This is a genomic window from Kineococcus gynurae (genome assembly GCF_042433995.1).
Taxonomy (GTDB): domain Bacteria; phylum Actinomycetota; class Actinomycetes; order Actinomycetales; family Kineococcaceae; genus Kineococcus; species Kineococcus gynurae.
The window spans coordinates 1,109,865-1,127,590 of sequence record NZ_JBHLUI010000008.1 but is presented as its reverse complement, the minus strand read 5'-3'; the positions used below and the strand labels follow the sequence as shown (position 1 = coordinate 1,127,590).

Here is a 17,726-nt window from a genome sequence, read left to right as displayed (position 1 = left end):
GACGGCGGGGTGGGACGGCGGGGTGGGACGGCGGGGTGGGACGGCGGGGTCGGACCGCGGGGTGGCCGGCGAGGTGAGGTCGTGCCCGCAGCACCGTCCCGTCGACCACGCTCCGCCGTGGGGCCCGTCGGTGCTCGGGGTCCGCGAACGGGTGGGAGCACCGCCTCGCCGGGCGCGGGTCGGGAGACGTGAGGCACAGTTGTCCCTTGCACCAGGCGGCGTCGGCGGCGGGGCCACCCGGTTCGTCCGGTCGGGTTCCCGACCCGGGCGCCCCGGCCCCGCTCCCACGACGTCCGGCGCGACAGCGACACCGCCGGGCCGTGCGCCTCGAGACCCGGCCTGCGGCGAGAGGAAACCAGACCGGTGACCACCACGAGTGCCCAGCCCGACCGCCCCGACGCCCGCCCCGGAGCGGTGGGCGACCCGGGGGGCGCCGACGGCGGCCACCCGGTGGACCTGCGGGACCTGCAGCGCGTGGCGGAGGACCTCGTCGGATCGGTCGAGCAGGTCATCCAGGGCAAGGACGAGACCGTCCGGCTCGCCCTGACCGTCCTGTTCGCCGGAGGGCACCTGCTCGTCGAGGACGTGCCCGGGGTCGGCAAGACCATGCTGGCCAAGGCACTGGCCCGGTCGGTCGCGGGCAGCGTGCGGCGCATCCAGTTCACCCCGGACCTGCTCCCCGGGGACGTCACCGGGTCCACGGTCTTCAGCGCCGACCGCGGTGAGTTCGAGTTCCGTCCCGGGGCCGTGTTCGCCAACGTGGTGATCGGTGACGAGATCAACCGCGCCTCCCCCAAGACCCAGTCGGCGCTCCTGGAGTGCATGGAGGAGGGCCAGGTGACGGTGGACGGCACCACCCACGTGCTGGCGCCGCCGTTCCTCGTCGTGGCCACGCAGAATCCGGTGGAGATGGACGGGACCTACCCCCTGCCGGAGGCGCAGCGCGACCGCTTCATGGCCCGCACCTCGATGGGATACCCCTCGGCCGCGGCCGAGGTGACGATGCTGCGCACGCACGGACGGGTCGAACCCCTGGACGACCTGCGCCCGGTCGTCGACGTGGCCACCGTGCGCCGCTTGCTCGACGTGGTCCACGACGTCTACCTCGCCCCGGCCATCGAGGACTACGTGGTGGCTCTCGTCCGCCGGACCCGGGAGCACCCCGACGTCCGGCTCGGCGCCTCTCCGCGGGCCGGCCTGCACCTGGTCCGCGCGGCCCGGGCCCGGGCGGGGATGCAGGGACGCGACCACGTGCTGCCCGACGACGTGCAGGCGCTGGCCGGGCCGGTGCTCGCGCACCGGTTGCTGCCCACCTCCGACGCGGTCCTCGGGGGACGCGACGGCGAGCACGTCGTCGCCGAGGTGCTGCGCGGCACCGCCTTGCCCCGACCGCACTGACCCGGCCGATGCCTTCCCCGTCCCCGACGACGTCGACGTCGACCCCCCCGGCCCTTCCCGGGTCCCCGCCGGAGGGTGGGTTCCGGCCCGGGGGCCGACGCACCCTCTCCGCGGCCCTGCCCGCGGCCCTGCCCCGACCGACCCTGCGTGGCTGGTGCCTGGCCGCAGCCGGCGCGGCGATCACGGTGGCCGCCGTGGCCCTGGGCCAGCGCGACCTGCTGCGCGTCGGGGTCCTGCTGCTCCTGCTGCCGGCCCTCGCCCTCGTGCTGGCCCGCCGGGCCCTGGGCGCGGTCACCCTCAGGCCGAGGTCGAGCCGTCAGGCGGTCGAGGCGGGCCGGACGACGAGCACCCGGCTCGAGTTCGTCGGCGGCACGGTCCGCACCGGGGGGCTCGTCGTCCACGACCCCGCCCCGGCCGAGCTGGGCGGCGGGACGACGTTCGCCCTCCCCTCCCTGAAGGCCGGCCAGACCCTCGACCTCGACCACAGGTTGAGGGCAGAACGGCGGGGGCGGTACCGGGTCGGACCCGCCGAACTGGTCGCCGCCGACCCGCTCGGCCTGGTCCGGGCCCACCGCACCCTGGGCGAGGCGGTCGAGGTCGACGTGCTCCCCCGCGTCCACGACCTGCCCGTGATCCCCGGCGGGGAGAGCAGCGGCAGCCGCGGGCGCCCCGGCCGGGCCAGCACCCTGTCGGCCCTGGACGACGCCGCGGTCCGGGAGTACCGCGACGGCGACGACGTGCGCCGGGTCCACTGGCGCGCCACCGCCCGGCGCGGGGAGGTGATGGTGCGGGCCGACGAACGACCGGGCCGTCCCGACGTCGTCGTCCTGCTGGACGACCGGACGAACGCCCACGACCGGTCCGGGGCCGCCCGCCACGGGCTGCGGTTCCGGGGCGGGCCACGCTCCCCCGCGACGGCGCGCGCCGACGTCGGGGACGTCGAGGCCGACTCCTTCGAGTTCGCGGTGAGCGCGACCGCCTCGGCCCTGACCCACTTCGCGCGCCGCGGCCACCGCGTCCGTCTGCTCCGCGACGGGGTCCTGCACCCCCCGGGCGGGGCGGACCGCGCCGGCCTGCCGGACCTGCTGGCCTCGCTCGCCGTCCTGCGTCCCGCGGCACCGACCTCGCTGGCCCGCAGCATCGCCCAGCTCGGCGCGGGCGAGCCCGCGCTGCTGGTGGCCGTCCTCGGTCGTTGCGGTCCCGACGACGTGGCGCCGCTGGCCCGGGCCCGCCCCTCGGGGTGGACCGCGGTGGCGGTGCTGGCGACGTCGGGCGGGCCGGCGAGCGCCACCCCGGGGCCGTCCGGGACGACGCCGGCGTCGGGGGGCGGGGGCTCGGTCGTGACGCCGACGCCGACGCCGGCGCCCGACCCGGCGCCCGACCCGGCTCCGGCACCAGCACCGGCTCCGGTTCCCGGGCCGGACGGGTCCGGAGCGCCGGGCCGGGAGCACCTCGCCCTGCGCCGGGCCGAGATCGTGCTGGCCCGGGCCGGGTGGCGGACCGCGATCGGCACCCCCGAGGACGGCGTCGCCCCGGTCTGGGGCCGGTTGGCCGAGAGCACCGTGCACGCCCCGCCGCGCCCACCGGTCACCGGTTCGTCCCCGACGCCGTCCGGACCGGGCTGGCCGGGGGCGCAGGATGGGGACCGGGCCGGTACGGACCGGTCGGGCCGAGGGTGGGAGGGGTCATGACCCGGAGTGCGTGGACCGCCCTGTGGGGGGCTGCGGCCGTCGCCGCCGCCGTGCTGGGCCTGCGCCCGTTGCTCCTCGGCGGGGGGTGGGTGCTACCGGCGCTCGGTGTCGTGGCCGCGGTGGTCGGCACCGGGTTGCTGGCCCGGGCCGCGCTGGCCCGCAGCTCCCGGTCCACGCTCCTGCCCGTGCTCGGCCTGCAGGTCCTCGTGCTCGTCGTCGCGCTGGTCGCCGTGTTCGGGGGCTCCACCGCCGTGCTGGGCCTCCTGCCCGGCCCGGGGACCCCCGAGCGCTTCGTCCGGCTCGGCACCGAGGGCGTCGCCGCCCTGCAGCGCTACAGCGTCCCGGCCCTGGACATCACCGGGCTGCGACTGCTGGTGGTGAGCGGGGCGGGGCTCTGCGCCCTCCTCGTGGACCTGGTCGCCGTGCCGCTGCGCCGGCCGGCGCTGGCCGGGCTGCCGCTCGCCGCCGTCGTCGCCGTGCCCGTCGCGCTGGCCCCCGGGGGGGCGTCCGCCCTGGCGTTCCTGGGCGTCGCGCTGCCCTACGTCGTGCTCCTCACCCGACCGCGGGCCGGGCAGTCGCCCCGGTCGGCCCGGGCACCGCGGATCCGTGCGGCCGCGACCACCGCGACCGCCGCCGGGGCGGGCCTGGTGCTGCTGGCCGCCGTCGTCGTCCCGGCCGCCGCTCCCGGCCTCGACGAGCGCCAGCTGAGGGTCGAGCTCGGGGGCGGCGACACCATCACCGTCATCAACCCGATCCTCAACCTGAAGGCCAGCCTGGGAGCCCGCTCGGACGCGACGATCCTCACCTACAGCACCGACGAGGCCAACCCCGAACCGCTGCGGATCGTCACCGCCGACGTCTTCGACGGGGAGACCTGGGCCCCGGCGACCGGCGGGGCGATCCCCCGCGACCAGCGGGTCCAGGACGGGCTGCCGCCGGCCCCGGGGCTGTCCGAGGCGGTCCGGGCGCAGGCGGAGACCCGCGAGACCCGGATCGCCGTGCGCGGGCTGGACCAGACCTACCTGCCGCTGCCCTACCCCAGCGAGCGGGTGCAGATCGAGGGCGACTGGCTCTGGGAGGACGACACGCTGAACGTCGTGGGCGACGGGGAGACCACTCGTGGGGTCCGCTACACGGCCACCCACCTGGAGATCCGGCCCGACGAGGACGAGCTGCGCTCCGCGGGCCCGGCCCCGGACCCGATCCGGGAGCGCTACACCGCGTTGCCGGAGCTGCCCGCGGTGGTCGGCGACACCGCGCGCGAGATCACCGCCGACGCGACCGATCCCTACGAGCAGGCCGTGGAGCTGCAACGGTTCTTCCGCAGCAGCGGAGGGTTCACCTACTCCACCGACGCCCCCAACGACGGCGGGACGAGCGCGGTGGTCGACTTCCTGCGCGACCGCAGCGGGTTCTGCGTCCAGTTCGCCTCGGCCATGGCCGTGATGGCCCGCAGCCTCGGCATCCCCGCCCGGGTCGCGATCGGCTTCCTCCCCGGGGAGGAGACCGGGGAGGCCGACGGCCGCTCCACCTGGCGGATCAGCGCGCAGGACGCGCACGCCTGGCCGGAGCTGTGGTTCAGCGGGGTGGGCTGGGTGCGCTTCGAGCCGACCCCGGCGACGCGGACCGGTCAGTCCCCGTCCTGGACCCTGCCCCGCACCCCGGTGGCGCCGCTGCCCTCGGCTCCGGGTGCCGTCCCCACCCAGGCCCCGTCGGCCGGGACCACCCCGACGGCCAGCGCCGCTCCGACGACGACCGCCGCGGCCGTCCCCGCCCAGGCCCGTCCGGCCGAGGGCTGGCGGGCCCTGCCCTGGGGGTGGATCGCCCTGGGCGTGCTGGTCCTGGCCGCGCTGCTCCTCCCGCTGGTCTCGGCCCGGTTGCTGCACCGCCGGCGCTGGGCGCCGGGCCGGGCGGCGGAGGCCCGGGCGGGGCGGCCGCGGCCGGCCGAGACCGCCTGGGCCGACCTGCGCGACCGGTCGGAAGACCTGGGGTTCGACTGGGCCGGGTCGGCGACCCCGCGGACGATCGAGGCGCAGCTGCTCTCCGCCATGGGGTCCGGGGCCGACGGAGCGGTGCGCGAGGACCTGGCCGCGCTGCGCCGGGCCGTCGAGATGAGCCGGTTCGCCCCGGCGTGGGCCGGGACGGACGGCGGGCCCGGTGGGGCCGGGCCGGACGGCGACGGGCCGGGTGGGCCGGGTGGGGCGGTGAAGACGCGTCCGGCCGTGGTGGCGACACCGGGACGCCGCGAGGTGGACCGGGTGGTGGCCGCGCTGGCCGCGGCCGTCCCCGCGAGCCGTCGGCGGCGGGCCCGACTGTTCCCGCGGTCCGGGATCCGGGCCCTGCTGGACTGGTGGGACCGCGACCGGACCTGAGGAGGGGGCCGCGGCGGGTGCGGCGGCGACCTGGTCTCGGGATCTGACGGTGGGTGTGGGGAGAATCACGCTCGGTGCGGACGCCCGGAGGCCCCCGGTGGAGCCGTCAGTCTGCGGTCCGTGCCCTCACGGACCGCTCGCAACCCGGGGGCGCGAGGCGGCACGAGGGCCCGGGAACGACGACGAGGTGGGCCCGGGATCGTTCCCGGACCCACCTCGTGGACATCGTCGGTGAGGTGCTCGCCGCCCCCCTCACCCGCCCCGGACGGGGTGGCTCGGCGGCGTCAGCGAGCTGCTCACCACTGGTTGCGGCGGCGGTCCCAGCGCTGCTCGAGCCGCTGCATGAAGGTCCCGGTGCTGCCGGACGACCGGCGTTCCTTGCCGCCGCGCGAGCGACCGGAGGAGCCGGGCGTGGGGGTGGGCTGCGGCCCGGAACCGTTGCGGGCCGGGGAGAACGCCCAGATCGTGCCGGCGAGCATGACGACGAAACCGCCCGCCCCGATCCAGATCTGGGACTGACTCACCCCGATCACGAGCAGGACGAGACCGACCACCACGGCGGCGATGCCGACGAGCAGTCGTCGCCGGGCAGCCTTGCCCGACCGGGAACCCCGCATGGCGTTGGCGAACTTCGGATCGTCCGCGGACAGCGCACGTTCCATCTGCTCGAGCAGACGCTGCTCATGTTCCGAGAGCGGCACCTGTACCTCCTGGCGTGCGCACGTTTTCGATGAGGATAAGTCGCCACGGGCTCCGAGGAAACTCGGCTAGCACATCTGCTCGCGACGATGGCTCACATCGTCACCCACGGAGTGCCTTCCCGTCCTGCTGACGTGTCATCGCACCGGCGCGGCGACCGTCCCCGACCCGTCGTAGGGCTCAACGCCTCGGGCCTCCGTCGTGGTTCCGGGCCGCTGTCCCCGGGCGTGTCGGCCGGGCGGGACGGCGGTGACGGGACAGCGGTGACGGGACAGCGGTGACGGGACAGCGGTGACGGGACAGCGGTGACGGGGCGGCGGTGACGCGACGGCGCGGGGCCGGCGGCGGGCTCATGAGCGGGGGCTGAGGAGCGTGGCCGGGCGGACCGCTCCCGCCCCGAACCGGGCCCCGGCCCGGTCGACGGCGGTGTCGGCCTCCCGCCAGCCGTAGGGGCGCTCCCCGAGGAGCAGCTGGTGGTGGCGGCCGGCCGCGTCGGCGAGCCCCTCCAACCGCACACCCACCAGCCGGAGCCGCGCCCGCTGCAACCCCAGGGCGTCGAAGAGGTCCCGGGCCGTCCCGAAGACGTCACGGGTGACGTCGGTGTGCTCGGACAGGGTGCGCGAGCGGGTGATCGTGGTGAAGTCGGCGAAGCGCACCTTGAGCACCACCGTGCGACCGACCAGGCCCGCGGCCCGCGCCCGGGTGGCGGTGCGCTCGGCCAGGCGCAGCAGCTCCCGGTGCACGACGCGCGGGTCGTCGACGTCGCGGGAGAAGGTCTCCTCCGAGCCGATGCTGCGCTCGGCCGCTCCGCTGGAGGCCACCACCCGGCGTTCGTCACGGCCCCAGGCCAGGGCGTGCAGGTGCCGCCCGGTGGCCTCCCCGAGGGCGCGGCGCAGCGTGTGCTCGGGGACGTGGGCGATGTCGGCCACGGTCTGCAGCCCCAACCGCAGCAACGCCTCCTCGGTCCTGGCCCCCACCCCCCACATCGCCCCGACGGGCAGGGCGTGCAGGAAGGCCACGGTCTCGGCGTGCGGCACGACGAGCAGGCCGTCGGGCTTGGCCCCGCCGGAGGCCAGCTTGGCCACGAACTTGGTCGAGGCCACCCCCACCGAGCAGGTGATCCCCTGCTCGTCGGCGACCCGGTCGCGCACGAGCTGCGCGATCCGGGCCGGGGGGCCCAGACGTCGCACCGCGCCGGAGACGTCGAGGAACGCCTCGTCGAGGCTCAGCGGTTCGACGACGGGGGTGATCGAGCGGAACACCTCCATCACCCCGGCCGAGACCCGGGAGTAGTCGCCGTGGTGGGGGGTCAGCACCGTGGCCGACGGGCACAACCGGCGCGCCCGGCTCATCGGCATCGCCGCGTGCACCCCGCTGCGCCGCGCCTCGTAGGTGGCCGAGAGGACCACCCCGCGCGAGCCGCCCCCGACGATGACCGGGGTGCCCCGCAGCTCCGGGTACCGCAGCAGCTCGACCGAGGCGTAGAAGGCGTCCATGTCGACGTGCAGGACGTCGCACCCCTCGTCGTCCGCGTCGGGCCCCCAGTCCCCCACCCCGGGCCGCAGGGCCCGGCGGCTCACCGCACCCCCCGCGGGCCGGGACCGGTGGGGCGGTCGAGGGTGCGGTCGGAGGGACGGTCGGAGGTGTCGCCGTGCGGGGCGGGGTCAGCGGTGGGCGTGCAGGTGCAGCTGCCCGGCGACGCCGAGGAACTCCTCGTGCCGGGCGGCCGCCTCCTCCAGCGCGAGCAGCTGGGCCTGCTCGGCCTCGGAGGCCCCGCAGGCCGCGGGCACGAGGTCGGCGAAGATGCGGACCCCCTCGACCGCGGTGACGGTGAACCCGGCCGCGGCGGCCAGCCCGGTCGCACCCGCCCGGTCGAAGCGGCGGCGCAGCAGGTCGTGGTCGCCGCCGCGGTGCTCGGGGTCGGTGACGGTGCGCAGGGCCTGGGCCAGGTTGCCCGCGAGCGCCCGGGACAGCACCGTGCCCGACCACTGGGTGAGCAGCAGGCTGAGCCGGCCCCCGGGACGGAGCACGGCGTGGGCCGCGGCCAGGGCGGCCGCGGGGTCGTCGACGACCTCCAGGACCCCGTGGGCGAGGAGCAGGTCGGCGCCGGCCGCGGGCCACACCCCGGCCAGGTCGGCCGCGGCGGGACCGCCGGGGGCGAGGACGGCGGGGAGTTCGGCGGCGTCGCCCTGGACGGCGCGGATCCGGTCGCTGACCCCGGCCTCCCGGGCCCGGCGCTCCAGCGCGGCGAGGGCGTCGGGGCTGGGGTCGACCACGACCACGAGGTGCCCGAGCTCGGCGACCCGCACGGCGAGACCACCCGTCCCGCCCCCGAGGTCGACGACGGTCTGCGGCCCGGGGCCCCCGGCGTCCAGCAACCGCCGGACACCGGCCCAGAGCGCGGTCGAGGTGCGGGATCGGGAGCGTTCCTTGGCCACGAACCCCACCCTAGGCCGTGCCCCCCCTCGGTCCGGGGAGCGCACGACGGGCGGGGACGGGTGCGGGTGCCCGGGCGGGCGGGTGGACGGGGGGCTCCGGCCCGCCGCGACCCGGTCACCATCCCGAGCTCCCCTGGCTGGAGTGCCAGAGCTTGCGGCCGGCCCGCGCCGACCCCGTCGCGTCCCGCTCGCCCCGGTCGAGGTCAGGGGTCGCGCGGTGCTCCGGGAGGCGGGCCGAGGCGTGGGCCGCGGCCCGCGAGGACCCTCGGGTGTCGCGGGTGTCCTCCCCCGCCGGCCGCAGGTCGGCGTAGGGCGACTGCCGGAACCCGCTGGCGTGCACCAGGACCCGACGTGCCCCCATCCCCCCGGCCCGGGACGGTTCCATCACCGGGCGCGAGGATCGGCTGGCCGCGGCCCCGGTGGCCGCCGCCTCCAGCGCCGCGGCCCGGGCCGGGCCGTCGAAGGTGATCTGCGGGGCGGCGGCGATCTCGGCGCGCACGGCCGCGATCCCCCCCTCCAGCCAGGTCTCGTGCAGCGCGGGCAGCTCCCAGGCCCCGGTCGCCCGCAACGAGACGCCGCGCGGCCCGGTCCGGCGCAGCACCCCGCGGACCAGCAGCAGCCAGGAGTGGAAGACGGTCGCGGCGTAGGGCCCCTGGGCGTCCTCGAAGAAGGTGGCATCGACCGGACCGGTGGTGTCGTCGAGCGTGAGGAAGACGACGCGGCGCCCGGAGCGCACGGGCGGGGTCTGGGTGGCGACCTTGACCCCGCCGATGAGCAGTTCCGTCCCGCTGCGCCGACGCAGCAGGTGCCGGGCGGGGACGGCGTCCAGCTCCCGCAGCAGGGGCAGGTAGGCCTCGACCACGTGGCTGCTGGCGTCGAGCCCGAGCACGTCGAGCTCGGCCCGGACCCGCTCGGCGGTGCTCATCTCGGGCAGGCCCGACGGGCCGGCGTCCTCGGGGGCGCCCAGGTCGAGGGCCAGCTGGACCCCGTCCCCGGCCGGGTCGGGGACCGCCCGGGCGGCCTGCGACTGCCGGGCGGCGGCGGTCCGGACGTCGGTGCCCCCGACGGTGCCGGTCCCGACGGTGCCGGTCCCGACGGGTCCGCGGACCGGGAGGTCCCCGGGGTGCGGGGTCCGTCCGCCCCGGTGCGGGGCGCGGGGAGCGAGCGCGGTCCGGGTCCACCGGTCCAGCTCGGCCACCTGCAGGAGCAGGTCGCGGCGGGTGGTCCGACCCCGCCGGTGGACCTCACCGCGCCCGGAACGGGCGGACAGCCCGTGCACCGCGTCGAGGGCGCCGGTGAGCACGAGCCGCTCGGCGACCGGACGGGAGGGGCGGGCCCGGTGCCAGAGGTCGGACAGCGAGGAGTAGGGCTGGCCGGCGACGACGCGGGCGACCTCCGCCTCGCTGATCCCCTTCACCTCGGAGAGGGCCAACCGGATCCCGTAACCGGTGCCGTCGGCGACGCCGTCGCCGAGACCTTCGGGGTTGCGGTGCGCCCCGGTGTCGACCGGGTCGACCTTCTCGACGCGGTAGGTGTCGGTGGAGGCGTTGACGTCCAGACCGAGGACGGCGATCCCCAGGTTGCGGGCGTCGTCGAGGATCAGGCGTTTGGGGTACATGCCCGGGTCGTGGGTGAGCACGCCGGCCAGGAACGCCGCGGGGTGGTGGGTCTTGAGCCAGGCCGACTGGTAGGTCGGCAAGGCGAACGCGGCCGCGTGGGCCTTGCAGAAACCGAAGGAGGCGAACGCCTTCAGCACCTCCCAGATCCGTTCCACGGTGGCCTCGGGGTACCCGTGCTCGAGGGCCCGGGCCCGGAACTGCGGTTCCAGCTCCGCCTGTCCCGCCCGGGTCCCCAGGTGCCGGCGGTACTCGTCGGAGAGGGCGAGGTCGTGACCGGTGGTGGCCTGGATGAGTTCGATGACCTGCTCGTGGAAGACCACCACGCCGTAGGTCTGCTCCAGGACCGGGCGCAGCCGTTCGTCGAGGTACTCCGGGTGCGACCACCCCTGCCGGGCCTGCAGGAAGGGGGTGACCATGTCCGACTTCACCGGCCCGGGCCGGAACAGGGAGATGTCGATCACGATGTCGGCGAAGGTGCGCGGCGCGAACTTGCCGACGAGTTCGCGCTGCCCCGGGGACTCGATCTGGAAGCAGCCGAGGGTGCGGGCGGACTGCACCAGCGTGTACGTGGCCGGGTCGTCCAGGGGGACCTGGGAGCGGTCGTCGACGTCGACCTCCACCCCGTCGACCCGACGGATCTCGGCCTCGGCGTAGGCCATCGCGGACTGCATCCGGATCCCCAGGACGTCGAGCTTGAGCAGACCGAGGTCCTCCACGTCGTCCTTGTCGAACTGGCTCATGGGGAATCCCTTCCAGCTGGCCTCCACCGGGGTGCGGTGCAGCAGGTCGGGGTTGGACAGCACGACCCCGCAGGGGTGCAGGGCGATGTGGCGGGGCAGGCCGTCGAGCCGTTCCACGAGGTCGAACAGCACGCCCAGGCGGGCCTCGCCCAACCCGCTGCGCCGCAGCTCAGGCAGTTCCTGCACCGCCGAGCGCGCGTCGCGGGCCCGCAGGTGCGGGAAGGCCTTGGCGATCGCGTCGATCTCGACGGGGGGCAGGCCCAGGGCGGCACCGACGTCGCGCACGGCGTGGCGGACCCGGTAGGTGTCCATCATCGAGACGCAGGTGACCCGTTCCCCGCCGAAACGCCCGAGGATCGCCTCGTAGACCTCCTCACGGCGGGCGGCCTCGACGTCGAGGTCGATGTCGGGCAGCTGACCGCGTCGGGGGTTGAGGAACCGTTCCATGAGCAGGCCGTGCTCGAGGGGTTCCACCCCGGAGATCCCGAGCAGGTGGTTGACGACGCTGCCGGCCCCCGAACCCCGGGCCGCGACCCGGACCCCGAGGTCGTCCCGGACGAGGTCGCAGACGTCGGCGACGGTGAGGAAGTAGGTCGCGAAACCCACGGTCGCGATGATGTCGAGCTCGGCGTCGAGACGCCGGAGGACCTTGGCCCGCAACCGTTCCCCGGCCCCGGAGTAGCACCGTCCCACCCCGGCCGCGGCCCGGGCGCGCAGCACCGCGTCGGCGTCCTGCCCCGGGGTCAGCCCCAGCACCGCGGGGTCGGGCAGGTGGTGGGCCCCCATGCCCAGGTCGGCGACCGGGTCGAGGCGGGCCCGCTCGGCCAGGGTCGTGGTGGCCCCGAGCAGGTCCGCGGCCAGGCCGGCGGCGCCGGCCGGGTCGGCGGCCGCGGCGACCTCGAGGGCGGTCGCGGCCAGCTCGGTCCCGGGCAGCAGGTACCCGCGGCCGGTGACCCGGTCGAGGTGACGAGAGTCCAGCGGCACCAGGCGCCGGATCGCGTCGAGCAGGTCGCTGGTGGGGGCGTCACCCGGTCCGGCCCCGCGCACCGCCTCGGTGAGCACCGCGGGGACACCGCACTCGCGGGCCAGCAGGAGCATCCGGGCGGCCTGGTCGAGGCTCCCCGGACGCTGCCGCGGGGAGTGGTGGCAGACGATCTCGACGTGCAGGGACCCCGGGGGCAGGACGTCGTACCAGTGCCGGAGGACCCGGCGGGCCAGGTCGTCGCGGCGGGCCAGCACCGCCCGTCCGACCTCGGAGTCCGGCCCGAGCAGCACTGCGAGGGCCGCCCCGCCCCCGGGGGCGGACGCGTGCCGGGCGATCAGCGACGACCGGGTGAGCGGGGTTCCGCGTTCCCCGGCGAGGTGGGTCGCGCTGACCAGTCCGCACAGCGCCGCCCAGCCGGCCCCGGCCCCGGGCCGGGCCGGACCGGCGTCACCGAGGGCGAGCAGGAGGGTCCGGGGATGACGGGGTTCGGTGGCGGCCCCCCCGCGGACCGGGCCGCGGCGGGGCGCGGGGACGACGCCGGGGTCGGCCCACCCGGGCAGCCCGGCCGCCAGCCCGCTGGGGGCGGTGGCGAGGTCGACCCCGAGCACCGGGGCGATCCCGGCGTCGGTGCAGGCCCGGACGAACTTCACCGCGCCGTAGAGACCGTCGCGATCGGTGAGGGCGAGGGTGTCCATCCCCAGGTCCACGGCCCGGGCCACCAGAGCGGCCGGGGTGGAGGTGCCGTACCGCATCGAGTAACCGGAGGCGACGTGCAGGTGCGGGACCTGCGGGGACCGTGGTCGGCGCGTGGACGGGGCGGGCGGAGACGGGACGGCCGGAGATGGGACGGCTGGGAGCGGGACGGGCGGGGTGGACATGGCGGGGTCCTGTCGTCGGACGCGTCCGCGGGGAAGGACGGCGCGACGGTGGATCTGGCTGCTGGGATCTGGCTGCTGGGATCTGGCTGCTGCGGTCTGGCTGCTGCGGTCTGGCTGCTGCGGTCTGGCTGCTGCGGTCTGGCTGCTGCGGTCTGGCTGCTGCGGTCTGACTGCTGCGGTCTGGCTGCTGCGCATCTGGCGAGGGGCCGGGCAGCCGGGCCGGACGACGCCCGGGGCGTCGGGACGGGACGGCGGGTCAGCTCGCCAGGGGGATGCGCCGGGTGAGGCCGAGGGCGGCCTCGACGGCGTGGTGGAACCGGCGGGCGTGCCCGAGGAGTTCGGTGGCACCCTGCTCGTCCACCACCGCCCGGCCGGCCTCGAGAGCGGCGCGGCGCGCGGCGGTGGCGGCGAAGACGGGGGCCCAGCCACCCAGCTCGGGATGGACGAGGGGCAGCATCTCCCAGACGCTGCGCGGGCCCGCCCGGCGACGACCGGCGGGACGGCCGTGCACGGCGACGACCGCGGCCGCGGCCCGGAGCGCGGCGAGGTGGGCGTGGACGTACCGCCCGGCCGCGTCCTCGGCCGTGACGGCGGCGCGCAGCTCGGCCTCGGACCGTTCCAGCAGGTCCAGGGCGGTCGGGGTCAACGAGGGGCGGGGCGGACTCTCCAGGGTCGGCACGACGGCTCCGTTCTCGATGGTCGTTCGTCGGTGTTCGTCGACGTCCTCGGACGTCGACGGTGCGGCCGATGTCCTCGGTGCCCCCGACGTCGTCAGTCGCTGACGCGCAGCAGCTGCCACGCGTTCTCCGTAGAGGTACCAGTCGCCTCCGACACGAACCCGGCGCCGGCCGGGGCGTCGGCGGGGGCACCGGCGGCGGCACCGGCGGGACCGGTCCGGGCGAGGACCGGGCGCGGGGCCGGGACCGGCCGGGCGAGGTCGTAGACGCCGACGTCGGCGTGCCGACCGGCCCGGGCCTCCACCCGCCAGACCTCGCGCTCGAGGTCGCCGATCTCGAGCACGGAACGGGGCGCGGGCGGGGCCAGGGTGGCGATGTCGCGGGGTCCGTCCCGCCGGGGGCCCCCGCGCGAACCCCCGCGCGAGGGACCGTCGCCGTGCACGGCCGCGACCGCCGCGTGCTCCCACCAGGCGCTGCGTTCGCGCCAGTGCTCCAGCACGGCCTGCACGACGTAGAGCCGACGCCGCCAGATGAACTGCACCGGGGCGGGACCGCCACGGTCCCCACCCTCCCAGCGCACGTGGACCGGTTCCGAGAACCGCCGCATCGTTCCGTCCCCCTTCGTTCCTCGACGAACGCTCACCGACCATGTCCCGGCCGCCGATCGGGCCGGTGCGGTGGACCGGGGGAAGACGGTCCGGACGGCACGTCCGCACCCGGGCGGGGGGAGCTTCCCCTCTCCCTCCGACCGGGCGGCGGACGGCCTCTGCGTTCGAACAGAAGTTCGAACACACATCGAAGGTACACCACCTCGCCCGATCGCGGTCAACGATGCGAGGCCCCCTGTGGACGGCGCCGACGACCCGTCCCACCCCGCGTCCAGCCCCCGCATCGCTCCCCGGACCGGCCCCCGACCGAGCTCTTCCCGCCCGGCCCCGACCCGTCCGGGGGAACAGCAGGACGGGGCCGCGCACCGGGATCTACGCTCGGTCGATGGAGCCTCTCCCCGTCCCGGCCGGGCCCGGCTCCCCCGCCGCCGCCGTCACGCCCGCCGGGGCGAGCACCGAACTGCTCGTGGTGTCCCCGGACCTGTCGGGACCGGCCTGCGGAGCCGGGGAGGACCTGCGGGCCGGGGACGTGGTCGCGGTGGTCACCTCCGCCCGCCACCCGTTGCTGCCGAGCGTGCTGGCCGCGGTCCTCGGCGTGAACGAGCTGCTGCCCGCCGGCCCCGAGGTGCACCGCCTCCTGGCCGACCTGGCCGATCGGGCCGCGGAGACCGGTGAGACCGTCCCGCTGGGGCTGCCACCGGGCATCGCGACGTTCGTCGACGTCGCCCTGGCCCCCGTCGGCACCGTGCGGGTGCGCGGTCTCGTCGCCCCCGGCGGGGACCCGGCCGACGCCGTGGCGCTGGACACCCGCTACGACGAGCTGCTCCGCCTGACCGGAGGTCATCCCGTCGAGCTCGGGTGAACGACGGGTGACCGCGAGGTGGACCGCCCGTATCGTGGAGGGATGCCCGTCGCCTCCTCCGCGCTGCACGACGCCCCGACCCGGGCCGTCCCTCCGGCACGGCCATCCGCGGACGACGCGACGCACCCCGGCCCGGACCGGCCCGAGGTGGAGCTCCGGCACGGTTTCGCCTGCCGCCACGTCGGGACCGCCGGGCCCGCCGCGCCGCTGCTGGTGCTGGTGCACGGTCTGGGCGGGGCCTCGCACGCGTGGGCCCCGGTGCTCGAGGAGCTGGCCGCCGGGCACCGCCTGCTGCTGGTCGACCTGCCCGGCCACGGCCGTTCCCCGGCCGCCGCGGGTGCCGCGGAGATGGCCCCCGCCCGGTTGGGGGCACGGTTGGCGCAGCTGTGCCGCGACCTCGGCGAGGACGTCCACCTGGTCGGGCACTCCCTCGGCGGCTGGGTGGTGCTGGAGGCCGCCGCGGCCGACGGGACGGACGGGTCGGACGGGGACGAGGGCGTGGTGCGCAGCGTCACCGCGCTGACCCCGGCCGGGCTCTGGTACCGGCCCCGCCCCCGCCCGCCGCTGCTGCCCACCGGCCAGCGCCTGGCCCGGGCCTCCGCGCGGTTGCCGGACTGGGTCACCGCCTCCGCCCCGGTCCGGCTGCTGGGGTTCGCGACCACGAGCGCCGCCCCGCTGGCGCTGCCGTTGCCGCTGCTGCGCGACGCGGTCGAGGCCATCGCCACCGCGACGGGGTACGCCGACGCCAACACCGCCATCGCGACCGGGTCCTTCACCCGGGCCGCCGACGTGACCTGCCCGGTCACGCTGGTGAGCGCCGACCGCGACGTCGTCATCCCCCGCGCCTACCTGCGCCCCGAGCTGGCCCCGCGCCAGACCCGCTTCGAACGGCTGCGCCGGTGCGGGCACGTCCCGGCCTGGGACCGCCCGGCGGACTGCCTGCGCATCATCACCGCGACCGTCCGCAGCGCCCGCCTGCGCGACGCCCGCCGGCGCGACGCCCGCCTCCGCGCGGCGGTCCGACCGCAGGCCTCGTAGGGTCGCGGGCGATGACCCGCCCCCACGGACCCCGGTCCGGCGAACGCCACGTCCCCGGACGTCCGGACCCCCGACGTCCGGCCACCGAGCGCCCCGGCCCCGAACGGCCCGCCTGCGTCAGCGTGCACGTCTGGACCGTCCCGACCCGCGCGGTCGGCGCGGCCCTGGGACGGATGGCGCTGGACCGGGTCCGGCTGACCCGCACCCCCGGGGCCCGCTTCGCCAAGCTCCTCGGCACCGGCGACGGCCGCACCTTCACGGTGCGCGACGCCGATCTGCGCCGCTGGGCGCTGCTGGTCGCCTGGAGCTCGACGGAGGCCGCGGACGCCTTCGCCGGTTCGGCCGTGCTGCGCGACTGGGACCGTTCCGCCGAGCACCGCACGGTGCTGCGCCTGGCCCCGCTGACCAGCCGGGGGCGCTGGTCAGGACGGGAGCCGTTCGGCCCGAGCGACCCGGCCGCCGCCCGCGCCCACACCGGTCCGGTCGCCTCGATCACCCGCGCCCGCCTGCGCATGCACCGCGCCCCCTCGTTCTGGCGGGCGGTCCCCCCCGTCTCCAGCGACCTGAACACCGTCCCGGGTCTGCGCTACGCCACCGGCATCGGGGAGGCTCCGGTCGGTCTGCAGGGAACCCTGTCGGTGTGGGACTCGACCCAGGCGCTGACCGGCTTCGCCCACCGTCGCCGACCCCATCTCGACGTGATGAACCGCACGCCCGAGGAGAACTGGTACGTCGAGGAGCTGTTCGCCCGCTTCGCGGTGCTCTCCGCCGAGGGTCTCGACCCCGCCTGACCCGCCCGATCCCCGGGGTCGCGACACCCTCGACGGGCCGTGTCGGAGGCGGTCCCTAGGGTTGGCACCGTGCTCCCCCGTCCCTCGCGCGGTCCCGCGCGACCGCCGGCGCGCCGGTTCCCGCGCAGCCTCCCGGGCCTGCTCACCGGCGCCGCCGTACTGGGTCAGATCGCCCACCCGTTGCTGCGCGGGGAGAACCTGCGCCGGGCCACGATCGGTTCGGTCGGGGTCTTCTGCGCCGCCGCCCTGGCCGACACCGCCCGCCGCCACGGTCCGGGCGCGGCGGCCCGCACGCTGGTCGTCGCGGGCGGGGTCGGGCTGCTGGCCGAGGTCGTCGGGACCCGCACCGGTCGTCCCTTCGGCCGCTACCGCTACGCCGGGACCCTGGGCCCGCAGGTCCTCGACGTCCCGGTCGTCGTCCCCCTGGCCTGGACGATGATGGCCGCTCCCGCGCTGCAGCTCGGCCGCACGCTGGCCCCGACCGGTCGCTGGCACTCCCCGGTCGCGGTGGGCGCGGCCGCCTGGACGCTGGCCACCTGGGACCTGTTCCTGGACCCGCAGATGACGGCCGCCGGGCACTGGGCCTTCGCCGAGCCCGACCCGCACCTGCCCGGGGTCCCGGGCATCCCGCTCAGCAACTACGCGGGGTGGGTGCTGACCTCCCTCCTGCTGTGCGCCGGTCTGCACCGGGCGGTGCCCGCCGCCCAGCCCGCCGGCTCCCGACCGGCGGCGCAGGCGGTGCCGGGCTGGCTGCTCGGGTGGACGTGGCTGGGTTCCACGCTCGCCAACGCGGCCTTCTTCGGCCGTCCCCGGGTGGCCGGCTACGGCGGGGTCGCGATGGGGCTCACGGTCGGCCCCTACCTGGCCCGGATCCGGCGGTCCGCGTGAGGGGCGTGAGGGGGACGAGGGGGACCGCGCGACGGGTCGTCG

At 77.0% G+C, this 17,726-nt stretch carries 13 protein-coding genes; 7 read left to right on the top strand and 6 right to left on the bottom strand.

Annotation, left to right across the window (positions count from 1 at the left end):
* The first annotated feature begins 450 nt into the window (after positions 1–450).
* Genes ACFFKU_RS11605 through ACFFKU_RS11595 form a run of 3 tightly spaced genes read left to right on the top strand, consistent with a single transcriptional unit; the run spans position 451 to position 5,461 of the window.
* On the top strand, positions 451–1,398 hold the full coding sequence (locus ACFFKU_RS11605; RefSeq protein ID WP_380138094.1) for an AAA family ATPase: 948 nt from the start codon (positions 451–453) through the stop codon (positions 1,396–1,398).
* Between the two features lie 8 nt (positions 1,399–1,406).
* Positions 1,407–3,089, top strand: coding sequence for a DUF58 domain-containing protein (locus tag ACFFKU_RS11600; protein ID WP_380138019.1), 1,683 nt, complete (start codon positions 1,407–1,409; stop codon positions 3,087–3,089).
* Positions 3,086–5,461: a transglutaminase TgpA family protein gene (locus ACFFKU_RS11595; RefSeq protein WP_380138018.1), complete on the top strand. Its 2,376-nt coding sequence runs from the start codon at positions 3,086–3,088 to the stop codon at positions 5,459–5,461. The genes ACFFKU_RS11600 and ACFFKU_RS11595 overlap by 4 nt, the downstream gene beginning before the upstream one ends.
* A gap of 296 nt (positions 5,462–5,757) precedes the next feature.
* Here ACFFKU_RS11595 and ACFFKU_RS11590 read toward each other — a convergent pair whose 3' ends face one another.
* The 6 genes from ACFFKU_RS11590 to ACFFKU_RS11565 form a co-directional block, all read right to left on the bottom strand.
* A complete protein-coding gene (locus ACFFKU_RS11590; protein WP_380138016.1) occupies positions 5,758–6,162 on the bottom strand; it encodes an SCO2097 family morphological protein in 405 nt (134 codons plus the stop codon).
* 348 nt (positions 6,163–6,510) lie between these two features.
* On the bottom strand, positions 6,511–7,740 hold the full coding sequence (gene dinB / locus ACFFKU_RS11585) for a DNA polymerase IV (RefSeq protein ID WP_380138015.1): 1,230 nt from the start codon (positions 7,738–7,740) through the stop codon (positions 6,511–6,513).
* 84 nt (positions 7,741–7,824) lie between these two features.
* Positions 7,825–8,598: a methyltransferase gene (locus ACFFKU_RS11580; RefSeq protein WP_380138013.1), complete on the bottom strand. Its 774-nt coding sequence runs from the start codon at positions 8,596–8,598 to the stop codon at positions 7,825–7,827.
* A 115-nt stretch (positions 8,599–8,713) separates the two neighbouring features.
* Positions 8,714–12,718: a DNA polymerase III subunit alpha gene (locus tag ACFFKU_RS11575; RefSeq protein ID WP_380138093.1), complete on the bottom strand. Its 4,005-nt coding sequence runs from the start codon at positions 12,716–12,718 to the stop codon at positions 8,714–8,716.
* Positions 12,719–13,076: 358 nt separating this feature from the next.
* On the bottom strand, positions 13,077–13,499 hold the full coding sequence (locus ACFFKU_RS11570) for an SAV_6107 family HEPN domain-containing protein (protein WP_380138012.1): 423 nt from the start codon (positions 13,497–13,499) through the stop codon (positions 13,077–13,079).
* Between the two features lie 92 nt (positions 13,500–13,591).
* Positions 13,592–14,104, bottom strand: a complete 513-nt coding sequence (locus ACFFKU_RS11565) for a DUF6504 family protein (RefSeq protein ID WP_380138010.1) — start codon at positions 14,102–14,104, stop codon at positions 13,592–13,594.
* A 386-nt stretch (positions 14,105–14,490) separates the two neighbouring features.
* Between ACFFKU_RS11565 and ACFFKU_RS11560 the strand changes: the two genes are divergently transcribed.
* From ACFFKU_RS11560 to ACFFKU_RS11545, 4 genes are all read left to right on the top strand, one after another.
* A complete protein-coding gene (locus ACFFKU_RS11560) occupies positions 14,491–14,967 on the top strand; it encodes a hypothetical protein (RefSeq protein ID WP_380138009.1) in 477 nt (158 codons plus the stop codon).
* Between the two features lie 42 nt (positions 14,968–15,009).
* Entirely contained in the window at positions 15,010–16,005 is a 996-nt protein-coding gene (locus ACFFKU_RS11555; protein WP_380138008.1) for an alpha/beta fold hydrolase, read from the top strand.
* Between the two features lie 11 nt (positions 16,006–16,016).
* The gene (locus tag ACFFKU_RS11550) at positions 16,017–16,796 is read left to right on the top strand and encodes a monooxygenase (RefSeq protein ID WP_380138007.1); all 780 of its coding nucleotides are present in this window, start codon (positions 16,017–16,019) and stop codon (positions 16,794–16,796) included.
* 69 nt (positions 16,797–16,865) lie between these two features.
* Positions 16,866–17,684, top strand: coding sequence for a carotenoid biosynthesis protein (locus ACFFKU_RS11545; RefSeq protein WP_380138005.1), 819 nt, complete (start codon positions 16,866–16,868; stop codon positions 17,682–17,684).
* Positions 17,685–17,726 lie beyond the last annotated feature (42 nt).

Excerpts from the sequence above, each read along its gene's own strand:
- ACFFKU_RS11600 (WP_380138019.1), top strand. The coding sequence starts at position 1,407 with ATGCCTTCCCCGTCCCCGACGACGTCGACGTCGACCCCCCCGGCCCTT.
- ACFFKU_RS11595 (WP_380138018.1), top strand. The coding sequence starts at position 3,086 with ATGACCCGGAGTGCGTGGACCGCCCTGTGGGGGGCTGCGGCCGTCGCC.
- ACFFKU_RS11565 (WP_380138010.1), bottom strand. The coding sequence starts at position 14,104 with ATGCGGCGGTTCTCGGAACCGGTCCACGTGCGCTGGGAGGGTGGGGAC.
- ACFFKU_RS11560 (WP_380138009.1), top strand. The coding sequence starts at position 14,491 with ATGGAGCCTCTCCCCGTCCCGGCCGGGCCCGGCTCCCCCGCCGCCGCC.
- ACFFKU_RS11555 (WP_380138008.1), top strand. The coding sequence starts at position 15,010 with ATGCCCGTCGCCTCCTCCGCGCTGCACGACGCCCCGACCCGGGCCGTC.
- ACFFKU_RS11550 (WP_380138007.1), top strand. The coding sequence starts at position 16,017 with ATGACCCGCCCCCACGGACCCCGGTCCGGCGAACGCCACGTCCCCGGA.